Genomic DNA, 19,217 nt, shown 5'->3' on the forward strand with positions numbered 1-19,217 from the left:
CTAAGTGGTATAATTGTCCTCAATAGGGGGTATCGGTTTATGGGTTTCTTAAGTTTATTCAACAAAGATAACGATGATGCACCTGTAAAAAATCCCGGGGATAGTCTTACATTTTTCAGAACAGAAAAACGTGGATTGCCCGGCATATCGCATTACGATGCTGTAAACGATACAAAGACCACTTCTATTCTCTATAAAAATAAAGAAGTTACCACGATATCTAAACCTAGGGATAAAAAATAATGGTAGAGTTAATTTCAATGAAATGCCCAAACTGCAAAGCAGATATAGAAGTGAAAGAAGGGATAAATTTCTGCTACTGCACCTATTGTGGAACAAAAATTTTAGTACATGACGACTCTGTCCATACAGAGAATATTAATATTACCCACAATGATATTAGTGCAGTTGAGCGAGATCGGTTAAAATACCAGCATGAAAATGCACAAAACACTTCAAAAAATAATTTGATAGAAACTGGTATGATGTATGGATTACTGGTATTGATGTTTATAGTAATATTATTGCTGAATCTTTTTGGCTAATAATTAGCCTTTAGAATGATATTTCGCTCTTCGCGCTTTATTAAGAGCAGTATTTTGTTTCATCACTTCATTCTTCGACATTTTCTTAGGATTATTCTTTACATTCGCAACCTCGATCAGGGTAATCAATTTATTTAAATGCCATTTTTCACATTCAAAAGGGATATTTAGAGCTGTCATATAATAATATATTAGCTCGCTTGTGAGTATCTCTTTTGATTTCGTATGGTTTTCTTTTGTATTAGAGTTTATTGTTGTCGCAGTCATAGGATCACGAATGTATTCCTCGATTGTTTTTAAAATCTCGGGGTGAAACTGTATTTCTGCTATGACATACGGATCTATGTTTTTATCAAGCGACATACATTGAATGTAATACATACTTTCTTCTGTCGTTTGGGGGCCTTGGCTAAGGTACGGTTTCTTATATTTCTGCTCCCACTTTGTAAGAGAAATGAGAGAATGCTCAAGGCGTAGGGTTGTTTCTTTCGTTTTGAAGAATTCTTCTTTCTGAGCATCCCAATATTCCCTTGCCGGGACATTCACCTCAAGCATTCTCTACCACCTCATTTATTTCTTAAAATCCGCAGGAATTACACTTGTCTTTGCTTCCTCCTGCTGCTTCTTCGGAACAACATTGTTAACAAATTCCGTTGCAGCTTCGGCGTTGGTCGCAAGTCTCATATAAATCTGCGAATATGCTTCCGTTTCAGTAAATTCCTCAGTAAGTTCCGGTCTTTTGATAAAACGTCTGCCATCTGGTGATTTGATACCATACGCGTTTTTAATAAGATCTTCAAAGATTTCAATCAACCTAGGAGTGTCCTGAGCAGCAACGATACGGTTAATCATCGCAGCGAGTCCTCCCGTGGTCCCAAACTGCATCTTTGTGATCTCGGCTTCTGTGAAGTTAAAATAAAAATCTTCTGTTCTCGGATTTCCGTCGTAATCAGTATAGGATTCTGTAATTTTAAACATAGGTATTGCTCCTTTCAAAAATAAAAAGTTCCCCCCGACCAATTCATTAAAAACTGATCGGGGAGTAGCGCGAAATATAATGATTCTTGTTAACCTTTGAACAACTGAATAACCTCGTCCGGAAGCGGAAGTCTAGCATCCGCAGAATCAGAACCATACAGAATAGTTTCAAGCTGCTTCAGTTTCTCCGCATCCACCACGGTGGAGTCGATCTCAAGAAGAGCTGTAGGCTTTGCCCCCTCAACTTTTGTCACTCCTACAGGAGTAGTCGAAAACTCATGCGAGAATTCAATTCCTTCCGGAGAATCATTCACAGTCTGATATTCTCTCTCGGACGGAGAAACCGTTGCATTATAAATAAGATGCAGAGTGTATCCATGGCCAATTCCGTCAGCATCATTGCCAATCAGGGACCGATAGCACATGCCAAACGGAGTTCTCTTCTGCTGAGAAATGGTAACTCCAGTAGCGACACTTGTCGACCCATCGCAAGCTGCAAATTCATCCGGATAATAATAAGACGTGATCGTCCCGCCGAAGTCCTCTGCCCCTCGAATAGAACCATACTTAATATTATCCGCATAGAACGCATTCTCATCGCCGCCAGACGGAGACAGTGTAACCGAAATCAATCCGCTCCACGCAACACCCTTAGGGTATGCTCCAGATACCTGAGGATAAAGTACACCTCTATCGGTACCAGTTTCATAACGCTTTTCCCCGACAGCATCCCATACAAGCTTTTTATGCTCAGCCATTTAATTTTCCTCTCTTTTTAGAAATATACGGTGTATACATCGTTATAAATCCCGTCGACTATTAATCTCTTATCAAATGAGCAATAAAAAAGAGCCTCCGGTAATGTTTCAACCAAAGATTCTTTTACGGATTTATAGCAGTGTGTTATTGTGTATTTGTTACATTTCAGATACTTTTTATTGTCAGCCGCCATCGTCGTTATTCTATTGAATGAATATATAATGGCGGGATATTTAATTTGTGTTCCTGTGGGAGGTTGATAATAGCAATTCCTCGACCCAAGAACATTACATAATATATCATGGAGTTCCGTTCTGGGCCTCATCATAATCTCCCTTATAGAGTTCTCCGAAAGTAAGAGTCAGCCTAGGGTATCCCACTTCAACAGAGCTGACTCTCCACTTTGAACCCATAAATTCAACGTATAAAATCGAATGGAAGCAATTCACAAGGTAAGGATCAGCTATCACACTGAGCTGGTTCGTTACTGCAATATCAGCGTTGATCTGGTCGGATAATTGGTCTCTCTTTGAATTTCGGATAATATCACCAAAATATTGCCGTCGTTCCGGCCTATCTTCCCAAATTCCGGGTTTAGTCTCTACCTGATTGCTGAACGCTATAACACCAAACCATTTCATGAATATTTGCCTCCATTTTGATCATTAGCGTCAGCCGCCAATACTGCTAGTTTCTACAGTCTCCTCGATTGCAATAAAGGAAAGAACACGCGAAATCGCGCCAGACGTACGAGTCTCGATCAAGGACTTCATCTGGTTAAAGTCGATATCAAACTGATTGAAGCTAGTGATCTGCCCGCCCTTAGTAGCGCCAGTGGTATAGTCTCCAAGATTGCCATAAATGGCGTGCAGCTTCTTTGTCTTTCCTTCAGAAGTCTTACGAGTCTTTCCAACAAACTGCTTTACCTTATAAATATGACCAACGCCCAGCGCAGTGGCAAGCTCTGCAATAGAGTTATAAATACGACGGCCGTTCTTATCTCTAGCAAGCAGCATCTTATTTACCGTGCTAGGAAGAGCAAACAGGTCCGGTGTGCCAGTACCCCTGTATTCCTCACTCGCGTTGAGAATAGTGGACACCATTGCTTCAGATACAACAAAGCCCTCTCCAAAATTCGTATCGGTCCCACTTCCCTGCAACGCTGCCTTATCCGCGTTATCCATTTCAAGGTCAACGTGCATTGTGTAAATATCTTCGTCAGTCCAAATAGGACGAATATGAGACGGGAAGATCTTCTCCTCATCAGAATCATCACGACCATCGCCGATCAGAATTGCCGTGGCAAGAGACTCGTTAAGAACGAGCTTATCAACGCCATACATGTACTTCACGTAATCGAAATCAGTAATATCGACAATATCATCTCTATTCAGAGCGCCCTTAACATAGACCGTCTGCGGATCGGTCGTTCTGCGAAGCACGGAGGAGTTAGCGCTAACTACCTTCTTGTTGCCCTTTTTATATCCTCTAGCGCCAGTCTTTTCAAGTTCACGGATATCGACCGCCTTGGTACGAACTCTGGAGATGGGGCTCTTTTCAACCTTATTAAGAACCGCAGTCACCCACGACTGATCATTAGTTACAAGATCCGGCTCGCCCGGTCTTACATCCTGATAGTCAGGATAAAGCTGCTCGACCATATTCGGCTTAACGCCACTAGCCGCGGCCGTCTCAGCATGCATAAGCTCCATGCCATTATCGTCTGCGTAAGCATGAAGTGCGTTTCTAAATGTGCCGACCGTAGGGTTCTTTGCCATATTCAGAATCTCCATCTGGTCAGCATGAGAAATCACATTATCATGCTCAGCGGTTCCATCAAAAACATTGTGCTTCATAGAATTATCTCCTTTACTATTAGACTTTGCATCTTCAAAAGCCTTATTGACAAGAAAATTAACAAGCCTCTTCTGCTTGTCTGTCAATGTGTTGTAAACATCTTCAACTGTTTCAGTATCATTAAGCTCCTCTTTAAGAGAGTCAGAGTGTTTAACATCTTTCTTCTCGCCGGATTCATCATCCTTGACACCCTTTTCATCTTTAAGAATCTGATCAATGATAATTGCGACGGCTTCCTTCTGCTTGTCAGTCAGAGTGTTAAAGACATCAGCTACAGTCTCTTCTTTCTTATCCTGCTGATTCTTTTCTTCATCCATATTTATTTCCTTTCCATCTTCATCACCATGGTACACTTCCAAATTATCATACCCAACGAATGAGATTATTGCTTCTTCCTCACTAATTTCGCCATGCGCCATTACCGTATCAATACTGGCACCCTTGTTTGCTCCTGCAATAACAAGAGATACTTCTCGGATAAGACCGTGAATAACATCTGAACCAATCTGCTTTATTTGATTAGCGCAGATAGACAACGCAGAAATATCGCCATGCTTAACCAATTTTTTTGCACGCTGACCGCCATCTGTATCATTAAAATAGCAGTATGCATACACTCCCTCTGGGCGATTTTCCAAATAAGCCTTGCCAAGAACTTCAGCTTCCGAGTCGTGCCTGTGATTCCATAAAAGTGGAACCTCCGTACCATCTTGATTGGCAAACGCATCTCTACGTATTACTCTGCCGTCAGTGCACAAAACATCATTCTTTGTGGCCCATCCAGCAAAATCATAGTTATTATGCATTTGTTACACCTTCTTTACTTTGTAAATTGTGTTGGGAGTCATCTGTAGATTCAGTCTTAGCTGCATTTAGATTTGGATTACGAAGTTCATCGGCATTCTGAGCATCTGACGGTTTCATGCCGACTGTAGCTCGTATTTCATTAGAACTCATGATTTCATTCCGCCTAAACTTATCTGCTATATCAGCAAGCTGACTAACCGGAACAAGTTTAAATGGATCTCGGAAGAATGTAATTGATTGATTTTGAGCACGTGCAGTTTTTGATAAAAACTTACGTATAAACTCGTCGCAGATTGCGGAGCAAATAGGAACAATTGTGTTGTTATAAAAATTGATCATTGCCTGCTCATCTGCTGTACCATCAATAACTGCCTGCGTTAATCCAAGCTCATTATAAAGTTCGACTGTAAGCTCCTTCACCTGCGCCCAGAGATTATTTTCAATTGGACGATTTAACTGGGTTACATGCTCGGTTGCCTCTGTATACGCTACCCCATATTTAGAATTGGCCAACTGATTCTCAATTTCTTTTCTTCTTTTTTCGGCTTCCTGCCGTCTCGCCTCTGTCCGAATAACATATGGTAAACTGATAATCATGTTAAACTTATCATTTGAGGTTTCATCATTCAGTTTGTCCAGTTTATGAATTGTACGTATTAGACGTTGGAGTGTCGAATTTGGCTCATTCATCACTGAATAGAATGGATTGGTAATAATAGCGGTAGATGATTTTGGCATCCGGATGTCTTCAAACATTCCAGTTTTTTCATTGTAGACACGAATCATTACACTAGACGGCATCCATTTTATAATCCGTCCAACCCGCATTTCAAAAATATCAAATCTTTCACTTTCTCCAGTAGGGTCGAAATCGGTGTCAGTCGGAACCACGGCAATGGTACCCTCATCAAGCATGGATTCAACAATATCTTGAATAAACGCTCGACCTGTTTGATCTACATTTGCCTCTATGTTTATACAATCGTTTAGATATGAATCCATTGTGCTTATATATTGGCCATTCTCATCAACCTTTGCATGCTTAAATTCTATAGCGGCGACGCTCACGGCTATCCTGTTATACACATTGGATACGATTGACTTACCATTTCCATATGAATATCGTACGTAATCTGGGCGATAGCTAAAACCCGATTCATATATATCATCATGTCTCGTCGGATCTCTTCCTAAAAAAGCGTTCCACCCAGAACGTGCTCTTTGAAAAATTGACGGCATAAAATTCTCCTAATCTGTGTTATTTATTCAGCGCCTCTTCTACCTGCTGCCGGGTAACAGGGTCTTTAATAGAGTCAAGAGTTTTAAGACCAAGCTTAATAAGCGCAACATAAACCATGATAATTGCAAAATTTCTTTTCATTTTAGTTCCCCTCCGTTTCAGTAAGGCCGGCCTCATACAATGCTGTAATGGCGTTTAAGGCAATCGCAACATTTTCGTTGTTTTGTAATATTGTGCCTGATAACGTGTTTATTTTCTGAGTTAATATATTAAGTTTTTCGTTAATTGTGTTAATATTTTCAGACTGTATGTTTTTCAAATATACGCGAAAGCATATTACTTCATTTCCATTACCATCTGTTTCATATTTAGTATGAATGGTTGGCTTGTCTTCGTAATTGTGATACTCACCAATCTGCTCGTCAGTTTCATTAAATGTATAAATATCACCACCGTAACCATTTAGTGCCGCAGTAAGTTCGTTAAATGTTACAGAACTAGAATATAGGTCCACAAAAATACCGCCAGCCTTATCTTGGCCGAATAGCTTCATATTAAATTTGCGGCTCTCTCCAAATTTTATAGTTTCCACAGTTCATCTCCCTTTTAATAAAAAGAATCTTTATTTAGCTTAAAGGCTACAAAAGCATCCATCATTGCTGCAACGGCATCAATTTTGGCCTCATATGTTTTTTTCATAAGCTTTTTATTACCATTTGTATCCTGTATGATGATGCAGTTACCCATGGTATAAGAAAATAATTTTTCATCAAATATAAGTTTCCGTTGCTCTGAGAGTTTCTTTAATTCTGTTAAAGGAACACTCTCAGTTTTAGCTCCCTGAATCACTTTTTCTACACCATATTCACTATTCTCTCTGGACCATCTTGAAATAAACTCTGCAGCATTATATGGATCATAACCAAGACAACGAACGTCATAGTCGTGAGCAATTATGTGGTTATCAACCAAATCATAAATTTCCTGCATATCAAGAACAGTTCCATTCATAATTATGAGACTACCCTCTTTAACGAATTCTTCATATTTGTTATACATAGCAACTGGAAGCTTATCCATAGTATATTGAGAAATGAAATTAAGAGTTTTAATCCCAAAAGCATCAGAGTTGAGCGGAAATAAAAATGTGAAAGAACAAAAATCGCCACCTTGGGACAGATCACAACCAAGCGAGCATGGCATACCATTATAGTTTTGAGCGCTAAAAGGCAATGTCTCTTCGTATGTAAAGAAATACGTAAATCCCTCGCATGGTATTCCAAACCGTTTTGCTAAGATATCGTTGCGCTGAGATGGATCACTTTCGGCTCTGTCTACTTCTTGCTGATATGTCTCATATGAAACGGTCTTGCCGATATTTGGATTAGCTTTAAGCCATAAATAAGGGTTATTAACTTCTTTTACATCGTCGAGTTTATACCACCATATTGACGTATGTGGATCATATTTTTCACCTCGAAGAATTTTTGAAAGCTCAATCTTTGCTGTGTCACCAGCACCGTTTCTAACTGTTCCCTCAGATGAAGTGACCACTATAACATAGTCACCTCCAATAAGGTTTTTAGTTGCACCCTGTTCCAATGCTTCTACAGGATCTTCTCGAATGTCACCGGAAAATAACTCATCGACGGTCGATACTGTATCTCGTCGCCCTTGTAATCTATCCACAGACATCGGTCTGGTTTGTAGAATAGAATTGGTTAAAAAGTTTTGAATACCTTTTTTAGTTGGGTACAACATAGGTCGATTTCTTTTAGATCCAGTAGTATTATTTATGGATCCTTGCGTCATAAATGACAATAATGGACCTCTGGCTTTTGTAATAGCAGTAATCAACGGGCCTATTGTTTCTTCTGTTTGTGGCATTGTTGGGGCTACCATTACTTGCGTTGTTGTTTTGCTTTCAATAATTAAATAGTATGCTTGAATACATGTGGCATATATAGTCTTCGCCGCGCCTCGGCCAACGATCAAATACTGTTTTGTTGTAAGACGCTTCTTTACGCTACGAGTTTCATAGCAACCTCTCCCACCCCTAAGACCATTTGGGTTCCAAACCTGTTCTTCAACGAAATAATACCAACCAAAAAGTTCTTCTCCCCATAATTTAAATGAGTCCAACATATGAAAATTAGAACCATCACTCAGCACAAGCTCACTTTCGCAAAAGCGAATCCATCCCTCTACCTTGTCAGGACTATAATAATAATCAGGAGATGCAATTAATCCATCAATGCGATTCATCTCAGCTTCTATTTCTTTATTGACTGGTATCTCGCCTCGAAGAACCGCATCGCGAAATCTCCCGTAATATTTAGGAGTTGCTGTGTTGGATAACATTTTGAGCAGCACCTCCTAATTATAGAATTTACTTTTTATCAGTCTTCTTTTTCTTATGACGTTTATTTTATATACAGCAGAATCCCATTTATCATCTGGATTAAATGTATACATCCATCGTTTACCTTTGCCGTTATCATTGGCTGTTCTGATTGAAATAGTATTCACTCTCGTTCCCTTTGCAAGAACTTTATCTTCTATTGGATACGGAGGACCATTTCGCAAACCCCACTTCTGGTCTTTAACCCCCATGGTGATATATAATACTACTTATCATCCCTATCATCCTTAATATTGTCGTAGTTTCGCCGTGCAATACTATCCAGATATTTTAGGCGAGTCGTTGCATCTTTTAATTCTGTATTAGTCATGCGATTCGCATATTTCTGAATAAGTGCTGCATTACCGGAGTTAACGACCAACTTTTTTTGTTTCTCCTCCAGTTTTTCTTTAGCAGTTTTTATTGGAGTATTGTCACCGATAATTTTCAGATCATCTCCGTCTTTATTAAAGGCGTTATAAAGCTTCGCAAAGCGATTCCATGTGTTTGTAGCTGTATCGTAATATTTTCCAGCTTTATCAATCGCAGAAACAGCCTTATCGATCTTATCGAAAGTTTTTTTAGACGGTGACGTTTTATTTAGATCTGCCATAAGATCAATCTTAGCAATCGCATCTCGGAGCTCATTTGTGGTCATTTCAGATGCATATTTCTTAACCTGCTCCCTATTGCCAGATTTAATAGCTGCTTGAACTTTCGCTCGTCTACTATTGGCGCTCTCATCAGCAGATTTTGATCCTCTATCTGTAGGAATGTCGTCATCAACCTTTACATTCTCTATAGAACCCTGTCCTGAACTTGTTCCAACATCAATTCCGGCTTGTCTGGCAGCTTTCTTTTCATTAGAAGAGTGCTCTCCACTACCCAAGGGATATGGCGGGCCGTTTAATACCCCATGCTTTTGCCCCAAGATTCCATGATGGCAAATATAATTACCTAATTCGCGTACAGTCATATTTATCTCCATAAAAACAATAAAAAAGAGCTTTAGAAAAATATCTCTAAAGCTCTAATCGAGTTACTTTAATAATCCCATTTCATCAAGGGCCTCAAACTTTGTTTGGCCATTGTTCATGCGCTCTCTAAGTTCCTTATTCTCTGAGTAATCTAATTCATGCTTAAGACGAACCTTTCCTTGAATGTCGTTGCAATACACCGTTAAACGCTGCTCTCGCTCGTGCCTCTTTTCCGAAACGCGGTCATAAACTCTCCTTGTTACGTTGAGCATTCAATCTCACTACGTATCCGCCACTCCATTTCCTGAAGCTGTTGTTTATATGCATCTAGAAGAAATGATGTTGTTGGCGGGTCAAATAACAGCTTTACCTTAAGAAAGACATACGACCTTATCATGTTTAGTCTTGGCTTTGGTATAAGTTTGGCCCACGTTGTAGAATTGTCATTTATTTCATAACCGTCCTTAGGCCCAATCCCAAGCTGATGAAGAACGGAAAAGGCAGTATTAATACTCATAAGTAGCTGCTGATCAAACGCAGTGTACTCCGGTAAAATCCCAAGATTCAGTTTAACGGAATCTAGAATGCTATCAATCATTCCGCGCCTCCTTTCTAGTTCAACGCCCAAGGTGTTGTGTCTCCCGGTTTACGTTCTACAGGAATACTTGGTATAAGCCTTTTTCCATCACCATAATGAATCGCTTCATGTGTTTCATGAGAACAGCAGATAAGATTATTCAAGTCAAATATTATTGGATCATGATTGGCAACTTGTTCGATAGAAATTGGATTAATGTGATGGATAAGTATTTTGGTTCGAATTGGCCGATCCGTTATTCCTAAATCACAACCGTTATCTCGAATAATGACTTTCCTTCTAACCTCTTTCCATTCAGGAGATTGATATAAAATCTGATTTAATACTCGATGCCCACCAAATGTCGATTCCGATGGATTCTGATTACAGCGAAGGTATTCAAATCTCTCCTCAAAGGAGGGAATACGAATAAGTTCTTGATATGTTTTCATTTCTCTCCTTTTCATCAACAATATATGTGTAAAAGCTTTCATCATTTTTATTGTTTAATAGAGTTGTAGTTATTGACATTGAAATAAACAGATCTGTTGTATTATTCATCCAAAACCCCACTGTAACTTTTAAATGCTGCTATAGCTTCAGCATATTTCTTCTCAAGATTCTCAGCAGCCTCCAACGCGTCTATCTTTGCCTGCTTTAATCTCATCTCAGCTTCCATTGTTTCTTTCTCAAGTCGTTCTCTGGATGATCCAAGCTTAAGAAAGTGCACAATTTCTTGTGAAGAGGCTGTTCCATTTTTTATTCTTTCTTCTGCTGCATCATAAGCAAGGGCTATTAATTCATTCTCTCGCCCTTCCATAGTAGTTGCAGTATGTTTTAATGAGGGTTCTTGAACACTTGGCTGAGTATCAGCAACTTTTTTATTACTTTTCATGATAAAATTGCTCCTTTTACAGCTGTTTAAGACTCTCTACAGAGCAATAAGCACCCTCGACATTTTATATAAACATAATAGGAGGATTTGTGGGTTGTTGTATTGATGGAAGGAGCAATAGTTCCACCAAAAACTTGCGATGCTTTGGATGCTTACTACTCTGTAGAGGGGCTTAAAAGTCAAAAACTTTTCAGAATATAATCCCCCGGAGAATTTTCAAGGCTGGCGGCGATGCAAAGGGGGTGTATAAATTAAGGACCCCTCCCCCGGGTCACCACATATATCAAACACCTCAGTGTGGTCACCTCAAGTTTGGAGTCCTTCAAAAATACATAAAAATATTTTGCATTTAATTTATTTTTTTAAGTCAAAGACTAACTTTTAAATAACAAAGCAACAGCATATGCCATACACAGGTATACTTATACCACTAGGCATATTGTTATTGCTTTACCAAGGAACACATTGACCTTCAACAACTAAACGATAATGAGAAATTCCATTTCCATCTGGAAGAACTACGAATCCAGTCTCGCACAGATCGTTAATGGCATGTGCAATTCGCATATCATTCTCTTCATCACTCAGATTGTCAGAGGGGGCTGCAAGTCTAGCTATCCGGCCACAGGTGTTATACCCCATCTGGTAGTCATAGTTCATCCACAGATCCATTTGCGTGAAAGGATCGTATGGATTATCCTCAGTTGTAATCCATATTTCTTTTTTTTCGTTCATTACTTTTCCTTTCACAATGAATATTAGTTGTTAATAATGGTGCTGATTGAGGATGTAGACACACCATCAACAAGGCTTGCCACTTCTTCATAAGTGTAACCAGCATTAACAAGAGCAACAATACGAGATTTCTTTGCATCACTAATACGGGAGGTCTTGGGTAATGCAAGAGACATAACATTATTCATGTCAGCATTGTTAAGTAAATCCTCAAGCTTAGAATTAGAAATAGCGCCTTTATTAATCGCTTCCCATTCTTTTGCTGTAAAAGTTACGCGATCTTTCTGAGCACCACAACGAAACCTTGCGTCTTTTAAAGCTTGGCCTTTGATCTTTCTCTTCTCATCAGAGTCTAAATCAGTACGCTTGTTAAACTCCCCATTAACTATAGAGGTAGCCAGAATCTGGGCTTGTCTCTCTCTTGGCGCGTTAAGCTTTGCTTTTGTAAGTTTGTCATTAAGACTCTTCACTTCAGTAGCATACTCTTTTGCAGCAGAGGGGCTATATTCAAGGTTAGGTACCCGCAATGAATCGAGCCGGGCTTGGTTACCCATGGTCTTCATATGGTTAGCGTATGCTGCATATGTCTGCTCGATTTCTGTAGGATTTGCACTTAATAATTCACGGGCGTCCTTTACAGTATCCATCCGGGCTATCTTCTGGGTACGGGGTTTGTACCCTACTGTTTCCCATACTTCTTTACCACTACCTTTGTCGTAATAGTAATGCCCATCCTTACCCCTCTTAATCTCCCCGTCATACGTCTTTGTTACATCCTTACCGTTCTCATCTTTCATCCAAGAAGATTTATGAGGATTCCCTGATTTATCAAACCACTGATACCCCTCTGGAGCAGGAACTCTAACTCGCTTACGATCTGCCTGAGTGGTCTTTGTCGGTGCCATATAAATACGTTCACCTGTCTCAGGATCAATTTTAGAGGCCATTGATCTAGCTGCTATCTCAGTAGGACTCTTACTTCTTGACAAAAGTGAAGAGGCTCCATGCGAACCATCAGGATTTGCCTGATACTTACGTTTAAGGTCGTCGATACCATAATCAATAGCAGCTTGCTTGTAGTTAAGCTCATGTTTCTTAGCATCAATAACCACCATTGAATATCGAACTGCCCTAGATAACTCCATTGGATCATCACAACCTTTGGCGTACATGTCTGTAATCAGGTTGGAGATAACGCCCATTTCTTTTCCTTTATCTTTATCAGATTTAAAGTATTTAAAAGTGGGCTTACCATTGCCTCCAACCATGCCACTGAACCTAGGGTTTTTAACAGAGTATTCTGCTGTGGGGTCGAAGCCTGTCAGACCTGGAAGAGACGGTGCAGATTTAATATTAACGACTTTATCAAACGCTCCAGAAGCATTCTTTCTTGTCATTGGTATAACAATAGCCGTATCTCCGTCAAAGTCTGCACCAGACAACTTAGAAGCTACTTGCTGATTGATGCCAACCGCATCCTTTGCATTCTTCATGAAAGCTTTTGCTTCTTTATTATTGTTATTTACAGTACAAATCGGTATTTCAAATGGCCCTGCATGAGGAAAGCGAACAAGAGCAAGTGTCGTACCATTAGGATAATTTGGTGCGAATATCTCTGTGTCTTTCAATGATTTGACAGGCAACAACACATGTGTCTTCTGGCCACCAATAGGCGCGGCTTTGAGATCACACGCTGCTCCGTCACACTCATCACCAAACTTTTCCAGTAATTTCTTTCTAACAACAGGGTTATTGAGCCTAAGAATATCATTGTACTGATCTTCACTTGCCTGTATTTGCAACTTAAGCTGCTGTTTAACAAGTGGTAAAGATTGTTTTGCCAAGAACTGTGCTGGCAGATTCTTAGACCATTCACCCCAAGCGCCTTCTTTATGCGAATCGCCATCGTTGGAGCCTACCAGATTGATAGCAGATCGTTTGCGCTCTCCCGTTTTAGGGTCTGTATACTCAGTCTGAACAACAGAAGCGCCGAACATGTTAGAAGCAATGCTTCCATCTTTATTCATCTGAATATCTTTAAGTGCTTTCTTAATTCCATCCTTTTCAGATTTGTTAGAGTTAACGCAAATATCTACACCAGAGGGCAAGTTTTCATCATAAACAGCCATGCCCTTGATATATTTAATACCAAGCGGGTTGTCTGCTGTAATGCATTCTTTACCGCCATTAACAGCAATACGTACCTGAGCATACTTAGCATTACCTAAAGAAAGATCCGGACTAGCCGAGATAAGATTGCCATGCTCATCTCGAACTGCCCGGATCTGAATCATACCGTCACGCGCTGTACCACCGTCTTCTGCGTACACTACTTTAATTCTATTTGGATCAATCTTAGGAGGAGTACCCAACCCTTTTTTAGTTAATGCTGATTCAATACCATTCGGGTCGTCAACAGTTTTAATATCCTCCATGTGTCTGTAAATTGGGTCCTTTAGTTCTGAACCGGGGGGACAAAGTACCTTAAAAATCGTCTCATTTGTCCCATCCGAGCCAACCTGTTTAAGACGGGCTTCTTGAATTGTATAGCCCTCTTTTTTCAACATTTCTATGGAGGTTTTCAAGCCATCTGGAGAAATGCCAAGGGCTAACTCTGCGCCTTTACCAACATCAAGATATCCCTTTTCTTCAGAAACTTTGCGGAGTGCATCAGCTACTTCAGTAACTTTATTTACATTGCCATTCTGGCCAGTTTTAATAATAGATCTAATAGAGGATTCGTTTCTCCCAAGGATTCTTCCGATCTCACTGTTTGTGTAGGGCTCTCCAGTTGCAGGATTGGTATGAGTCTGATACCAAAGAACTTCCTCATACTCATCTCTCTTCCTGTTATTTGATGCAATCTGTAAGCTTGCACGAAGCTTGGAAGTAGAGCCAAGAGGTGCTCCCGTTTCTCTATCTACTATAACAGCACCTTTTGCATCTACTTGATAAAATCCAAGCATCGCTGCTATCTCAGATTCACTGGCATCAGGATTTGCAGCTTTGAGTTTCTGTACTCTGGAATAAAAATCCCAATCATGTTGGTGCTGCCTATTACCAGTTCCGAAAGGATAACGACCAGAACCTCTTCCGGGAGGGTTAGCGTCATGAGCGACACCAGAATGCTCAATGTCATACTGCATCATTATCTCCTCCAATATAATTGTTTTTTACATACTTTGTAAGTTCAATTGCTCTGGACATAACAGGCAGAATATCTGATGCTTTTGGGATACCAGTAAGTATCTCGCCATTTTGATAAATACAAAGAATGATACTTGTATCTGCAGGTTTGAGATGATATTCAAGAAAGAAATAAGCGGCATACTCAATCAATTGATCGAGTGACGCTGCAATTTTTCCTGTTTTTAAATCGTGAATTCGCAACTCGTGTTTAACCGGGTTATACCTGATTGCATCTACTGTTCCATACGCTATTGGATATTGATAAACAACTGGCTGCTCTGGGATTAAATCAAAGCCTATTGCGTCTTTAACATACGGCAAAACAGTATCCAAATATAATTCCGGAGTATTAAGCCTGTCTGGAATGTGCGCTTCCCAGAGAGCATTGTAGATGCGATCTATTACTTTTGCTTTTGTAACAGACTTTTTTTGAAGAATCATCCTAGCTGCTTCAGCATGGATAATCGTTCCGATTTGCGCTGCATACTTTGCTCGAATGATATTGTCCAATTGTTCTGTAGTTAATTGATCTCTTGTAAGAAACTTTTGTGACGGAGCGAATATTGCATGCTGGCCCTCTTTGATCTCAGGATGGGCATTCAATTTAAATCTAGTCATTTAAACACCTCCTGAAGTTCCTTAACAATTTGCTCCTCATTTTCTGGATAAACAAACGCTGCGTAAGACCAATTTTTAAAAAGGGAAATATAATAATCCTGATTTGGTCTATGTGGTGCAGTAGCATTTTCTTTGCATTCCAGCATTGCGTATTTATTTTTGTAGAATATAACTAGATCGGGGATTCCTTGGATATATTTAGCGTCTTGCTTTTCAATAACACATCCTGGAAATTCGTCTTTAATGCGTTTAATTAATTTAGATTGGAATTGGCTTTCTATTTTACTCAACACGATTTCCTTTCTAAAAAATAAAAAAGAGAAAGAAATATTCTCTTCCTCTCCTATTAAAGGGTATGAATTTTATTAGCTCAGATGGGGACGAACTTATTATTCCGAAGAGCTGTTAAATCTCTTGGGAGATGTAATTTACAGTAAGTTCGGCTCCATCTAGACGCAATTTTAGTTTCTGAGTCTGTCATCCAGCATAGATTTGCAACATCGTTTCTTAACGTATTTCTATCTATGTGGAAAACTTTATTGGCTTCTGGTATTAATTTTGGTATAAACGCTTTCGCCACAAGACGACCAACGTCTTCATGAATATAATTGAGTTTCACTCTTGCATGCCCATTAGATACATCTTGTCGAAGTTCAACGAGCTTGTATTGATCATTGGATAGCGCTTCTATACTATAAACTTTTCCAGAAGTGCTGATACAATAATTCGGATGATCGTCTATAATTTTATACTCCAAGAAAGCTCCTTTCGTTAAAGTTTTTCTTCTCATGCAACGCTTTAGCAATAGCCAAATCAATTGGAGCAGATGACTGCAAATAAAAATAGTAAAGTTCTTGAAATGGAGAGTTGGCACGGTCTATTCTTCCTGCTGCTTGTGTCATTGCCTTATAGGAATAGCTAAGTGAGTAAAATATAATTGTGTCTGCAGTAATGCAGTTCCATCCCTCTGACGCTGCTGTATACTGGCATAAATAAACCCAACGATCAGAAATTGGAACCTCACTGTGTACCTCTCCGTTCCATTCGCCGATATCTAAATTCATCTCTTTTGCAACGCTTCGCAAGATTTGGAGTTCAGGCGTATAATTGTAGAATATAATTGCTTTTGGGTGGTCGTATAATAATAACTTCAATGCATTAATACGATCCGGATCTTCACATACAATCCGCCTCAACAAGTAACAGAGCTTTCCGGTTTCTTGAATCGGGCAGTTGTCATAAATATCCCAACGATCTTTATAAACTTGTTTGTATTTTACTCGGTCATATAAACACATTATTTTCTTATAGTTCTTATGAATCTTTCGTGGAGATTTCATAAAAACTAAGATTTGCTTTTGATATGATCGAAGTTCGTACTCATTAACATACCGATCAATAACTGGGAAATTCATATACGGTTTGAATATAACATGACGAGTATTAAATTCTGTCCGATTTTTAAAGAAACCATTTGCAATAAACACTGGAATATAATCACTATAACTATCTCCGGGCGTTGCAGAAAGTAGAATCCAGTGATTCTTTTTAGCTATTTTTAAAAATACCTTAACCCATGACCCTTTACCTACAACTCTTTGTTCGTCAAATATAAACATTGCCCCATAAATATTTTGATATTTTTTTATGTTATTCCACGAGTCGATTATTAGATTAGAAAATGAAAACGGTTCTGCCTCTTCCTCCCATTCTTTAGAATCCCTTTTCTTGGCTGTTGTGATGATATATAAATCTTTACCTTTTTCATTCTTCTGAACGTAAGCAAGGGCAGTTCTTGATTTACCAGTTCCAACAGCGCCATTTAAGATACATCCGTTATGCATTTTATTTATTGCATCTTTTTGGTATGGATATAATTCTATACTCACATACATTCTCCTCCGCAAGCAGCGTATCCGGCTATATCAATCCAATTATCAGGTTTTGGATTATCAAGAGCAGTAGCGTTTCTCGCAACTTTAAAAAGAATCATCATGTTTGCTACATCTTGAGAGTCCAGCAAATCAATATTTTTCAAATACGCATTCCACAAAGCCGCTATCATTTTAAAATTATCTTCCGGTTCTCCATACTGTTCATTTCGATCAGTACAAACACATTTTTTAGCCTCGTTTAAAATCTCTTCTCTTGTCATTCTTTTTAATCTCCATTTGATAAAAAAAGAAAGGCCCCGAATTCTTAAAGAACTCAGAGCCTTTTAGGATTAAAGTTTGTTTTTTTCTACTTGATATTACTTAATTTCTGCAAGAAAATTTGGACCTACCATAATTGGGTCCCACGCACCATCGTTAGTGCCACACAGTCCAATATTCGGCAACCCAAAAAGTGCAAATTCGGGGTTTACCGGCCAACAATTGGAGAAGAGATATAGGCCATAATATTTGTCACCAACCATCGTAACGCCAACGCCATCACTAAGATAAACAGTCATTGGAATATTATTAACCATGTGCGTTTCTAAAACGTCTGGCATATTAAGCACTACAGTTTCATACTGCTTTACAGTCACAAAATCATACACTTGAATCGGTGTTGCAGACGGAGCATAAGGCATATACCCCTGAGCTTTACCCGAAGTTAAATAGTGATTGTAAAGGTCTTCATCCTTACAAAATCCGTTTGTCTTTTCAAAATAAGCCATTACAGCTGGGTAAGTCTTTTTGTAATAAACCGGATCAAACAAATTACCATCAGCCATATACTTAAGGGACGGACTTGCAACGGTATTAACCGAAACCGTAGGAGTTGTTGCCGCTTTTACATTAGCATTCGGTATTACAAAGCAAATAGCAATTGCAATAATGGAAATATAATACTTAATAGTTTTCATAACGCTTTGTGTCCTTTCCTCTAGTCAAATAAATTTATGACTTCGTTACTATTATATAATAAAATAAGCATCTACTGTCTATATATGCCTAAAAAAAAACAAATAAAATCATGCAAACTCCTCGCTGACTCATCTTTGAATAGTGATCATCGTAGTTTTTTCTCCAAATAAAAAGGGCAGCAGAGTCTCCTCCACCGCCCGTAACAATTATAAGACTTTAATCAAAAAGGTACTTCATCATCTCTATCTGGGAGATTCGGGTCAAGACCAGCGGAGTGCATAGCTGCATCATACTTTGCCGAGATCGGATCCATGTGCTGCTTAATAACAGCAAGGTTAAGATAAATAGATGCCGGATCGTACTTGTGATAGAAATTCATTACCATATCACAATTGTCAATAAACATCCCATCTACCTGATTGAAGTTACTAGTAGGCAACTCAAGAAGTTCACCATTATTCTTTACAAGCTGCACTTTAGGCGGTCTAGCTGAGGTTTCTGTATTAATGTTCACCTTGACAAAGTAAATCGGGTCTTCGCCCTCCTCCGGATTTCCCCCAAACTGCTTGATATTGCAGCCCTCTTTTTCAAAGATTTCAAGAAATTCATTCGGAATCCTGAGATTAAAATTCCGCTTACCTTTAGAATTTACAATCTTACCAGTCTTAGGATCCTTTCTTTCGTTTCCAGCAAAGTTTCTAAAACTGCCGCCAAGAATATGCTCATTTGTAGCTCCCTCAATAATAAGGTCTCTGCCATTCATGTAAATGTTCATCTTTATCCTCCT

25 protein-coding genes are annotated in these 19,217 nt (G+C 39.1%); 2 read left to right on the top strand and 23 right to left on the bottom strand.

Annotated elements, in window-relative coordinates; genetic code table 11:
- The first annotated feature begins 39 nt into the window (after positions 1-39).
- The gene (locus E0E20_RS07165) at positions 40-243 is read left to right on the top strand and encodes a hypothetical protein (protein ID WP_130837522.1); all 204 of its coding nucleotides are present in this window, start codon (positions 40-42) and stop codon (positions 241-243) included.
- Positions 243-545 (top strand): hypothetical protein, encoded by a 303-nt coding sequence (locus tag E0E20_RS07170; RefSeq protein WP_130837523.1) that lies wholly within the window; start codon positions 243-245, stop codon positions 543-545. Before E0E20_RS07165 ends, E0E20_RS07170 begins: the two co-directional genes overlap by 1 nt.
- Positions 546-548: 3 nt before the next feature.
- Here the strand turns inward: E0E20_RS07170 and E0E20_RS07175 are convergent, their stop codons facing one another.
- The 23 genes from E0E20_RS07175 to E0E20_RS07275 all read right to left on the bottom strand — a co-directional run bounded on the left by E0E20_RS07175 (position 549) and on the right by E0E20_RS07275 (position 19,205).
- Positions 549-1,100: a hypothetical protein gene (locus tag E0E20_RS07175; protein WP_130837524.1), complete on the bottom strand. Its 552-nt coding sequence runs from the start codon at positions 1,098-1,100 to the stop codon at positions 549-551.
- Positions 1,101-1,115: 15 nt separating this feature from the next.
- On the bottom strand, positions 1,116-1,523 hold the full coding sequence (locus E0E20_RS07180; protein WP_130837525.1) for a hypothetical protein: 408 nt from the start codon (positions 1,521-1,523) through the stop codon (positions 1,116-1,118).
- Positions 1,524-1,612: 89 nt separating this feature from the next.
- A complete protein-coding gene (locus E0E20_RS07185) occupies positions 1,613-2,281 on the bottom strand; it encodes a hypothetical protein (protein ID WP_130837526.1) in 669 nt (222 codons plus the stop codon).
- A 300-nt stretch (positions 2,282-2,581) separates the two neighbouring features.
- On the bottom strand, positions 2,582-2,923 hold the full coding sequence (locus tag E0E20_RS07190; RefSeq protein WP_130837527.1) for a DUF7253 family protein: 342 nt from the start codon (positions 2,921-2,923) through the stop codon (positions 2,582-2,584).
- 30 nt (positions 2,924-2,953) lie between these two features.
- Entirely contained in the window at positions 2,954-4,945 is a 1,992-nt protein-coding gene (locus E0E20_RS07195) for an HK97 family phage prohead protease (protein WP_130837528.1), read from the bottom strand.
- Positions 4,938-6,185 (bottom strand): phage portal protein, encoded by a 1,248-nt coding sequence (locus E0E20_RS07200; RefSeq protein WP_130837529.1) that lies wholly within the window; start codon positions 6,183-6,185, stop codon positions 4,938-4,940. The genes E0E20_RS07195 and E0E20_RS07200 overlap by 8 nt, the downstream gene beginning before the upstream one ends.
- A 19-nt stretch (positions 6,186-6,204) precedes the next feature.
- Entirely contained in the window at positions 6,205-6,327 is a 123-nt protein-coding gene (locus E0E20_RS14345; protein ID WP_278045060.1) for a hypothetical protein, read from the bottom strand.
- A 1-nt stretch (position 6,328) separates the two neighbouring features.
- Complete coding sequence (locus E0E20_RS07205) at positions 6,329-6,778, bottom strand: hypothetical protein (protein ID WP_130837530.1); 450 nt, start codon at positions 6,776-6,778, stop codon at positions 6,329-6,331.
- Between the two features lie 14 nt (positions 6,779-6,792).
- Positions 6,793-8,547: a terminase TerL endonuclease subunit gene (locus E0E20_RS07210; RefSeq protein WP_130837531.1), complete on the bottom strand. Its 1,755-nt coding sequence runs from the start codon at positions 8,545-8,547 to the stop codon at positions 6,793-6,795.
- A 266-nt stretch (positions 8,548-8,813) separates the two neighbouring features.
- Positions 8,814-9,563, bottom strand: a complete 750-nt coding sequence (locus E0E20_RS07215) for a hypothetical protein (protein ID WP_130837532.1) — start codon at positions 9,561-9,563, stop codon at positions 8,814-8,816.
- 260 nt (positions 9,564-9,823) lie between these two features.
- Entirely contained in the window at positions 9,824-10,162 is a 339-nt protein-coding gene (locus tag E0E20_RS07220) for a phage head-tail connector protein (protein WP_242622704.1), read from the bottom strand.
- Between the two features lie 14 nt (positions 10,163-10,176).
- Positions 10,177-10,593, bottom strand: coding sequence for a hypothetical protein (locus E0E20_RS07225; RefSeq protein ID WP_130837533.1), 417 nt, complete (start codon positions 10,591-10,593; stop codon positions 10,177-10,179).
- Entirely contained in the window at positions 10,553-10,702 is a 150-nt protein-coding gene (locus E0E20_RS13915; RefSeq protein WP_165444021.1) for a hypothetical protein, read from the bottom strand. Before E0E20_RS13915 ends, E0E20_RS07225 begins: the two co-directional genes overlap by 41 nt.
- The gene (locus tag E0E20_RS07230; protein ID WP_242622705.1) at positions 10,695-11,036 is read right to left on the bottom strand and encodes a hypothetical protein; all 342 of its coding nucleotides are present in this window, start codon (positions 11,034-11,036) and stop codon (positions 10,695-10,697) included. Before E0E20_RS07230 ends, E0E20_RS13915 begins: the two co-directional genes overlap by 8 nt.
- 450 nt (positions 11,037-11,486) lie before the next feature.
- Positions 11,487-11,771, bottom strand: a complete 285-nt coding sequence (locus tag E0E20_RS07235; RefSeq protein ID WP_130837534.1) for a hypothetical protein — start codon at positions 11,769-11,771, stop codon at positions 11,487-11,489.
- Between the two features lie 23 nt (positions 11,772-11,794).
- On the bottom strand, positions 11,795-14,920 hold the full coding sequence (locus E0E20_RS07240; protein ID WP_130837535.1) for a hypothetical protein: 3,126 nt from the start codon (positions 14,918-14,920) through the stop codon (positions 11,795-11,797).
- Positions 14,907-15,578: a hypothetical protein gene (locus tag E0E20_RS07245; protein WP_130837536.1), complete on the bottom strand. Its 672-nt coding sequence runs from the start codon at positions 15,576-15,578 to the stop codon at positions 14,907-14,909. The genes E0E20_RS07240 and E0E20_RS07245 overlap by 14 nt, the downstream gene beginning before the upstream one ends.
- Positions 15,575-15,868, bottom strand: coding sequence for a hypothetical protein (locus E0E20_RS07250; RefSeq protein ID WP_330508863.1), 294 nt, complete (start codon positions 15,866-15,868; stop codon positions 15,575-15,577). Before E0E20_RS07250 ends, E0E20_RS07245 begins: the two co-directional genes overlap by 4 nt.
- A gap of 80 nt (positions 15,869-15,948) precedes the next feature.
- Positions 15,949-16,335: an HNH endonuclease gene (locus E0E20_RS07255; protein WP_207302843.1), complete on the bottom strand. Its 387-nt coding sequence runs from the start codon at positions 16,333-16,335 to the stop codon at positions 15,949-15,951.
- Entirely contained in the window at positions 16,325-17,467 is a 1,143-nt protein-coding gene (locus E0E20_RS07260; RefSeq protein WP_130837538.1) for a hypothetical protein, read from the bottom strand. Before E0E20_RS07260 ends, E0E20_RS07255 begins: the two co-directional genes overlap by 11 nt.
- Entirely contained in the window at positions 17,464-17,733 is a 270-nt protein-coding gene (locus tag E0E20_RS07265) for a DUF6378 domain-containing protein (protein WP_130837539.1), read from the bottom strand. Before E0E20_RS07265 ends, E0E20_RS07260 begins: the two co-directional genes overlap by 4 nt.
- A 96-nt stretch (positions 17,734-17,829) precedes the next feature.
- Positions 17,830-18,429 carry a hypothetical protein gene (locus E0E20_RS07270; RefSeq protein WP_130837540.1) on the bottom strand — a complete coding sequence of 200 codons (600 nt, stop codon included), beginning with the start codon at positions 18,427-18,429 and terminating at the stop codon, positions 17,830-17,832.
- A 221-nt stretch (positions 18,430-18,650) separates the two neighbouring features.
- Positions 18,651-19,205, bottom strand: coding sequence for a hypothetical protein (locus E0E20_RS07275; RefSeq protein WP_130837541.1), 555 nt, complete (start codon positions 19,203-19,205; stop codon positions 18,651-18,653).
- Between the last annotated feature and the right edge of the window lie 12 nt (positions 19,206-19,217).

It is taken from the genome of Lachnoclostridium sp. Marseille-P6806 (genome assembly GCF_900625025.1).
Classification (GTDB): Bacteria; Bacillota; Clostridia; order Lachnospirales; family Lachnospiraceae; genus CAG-791.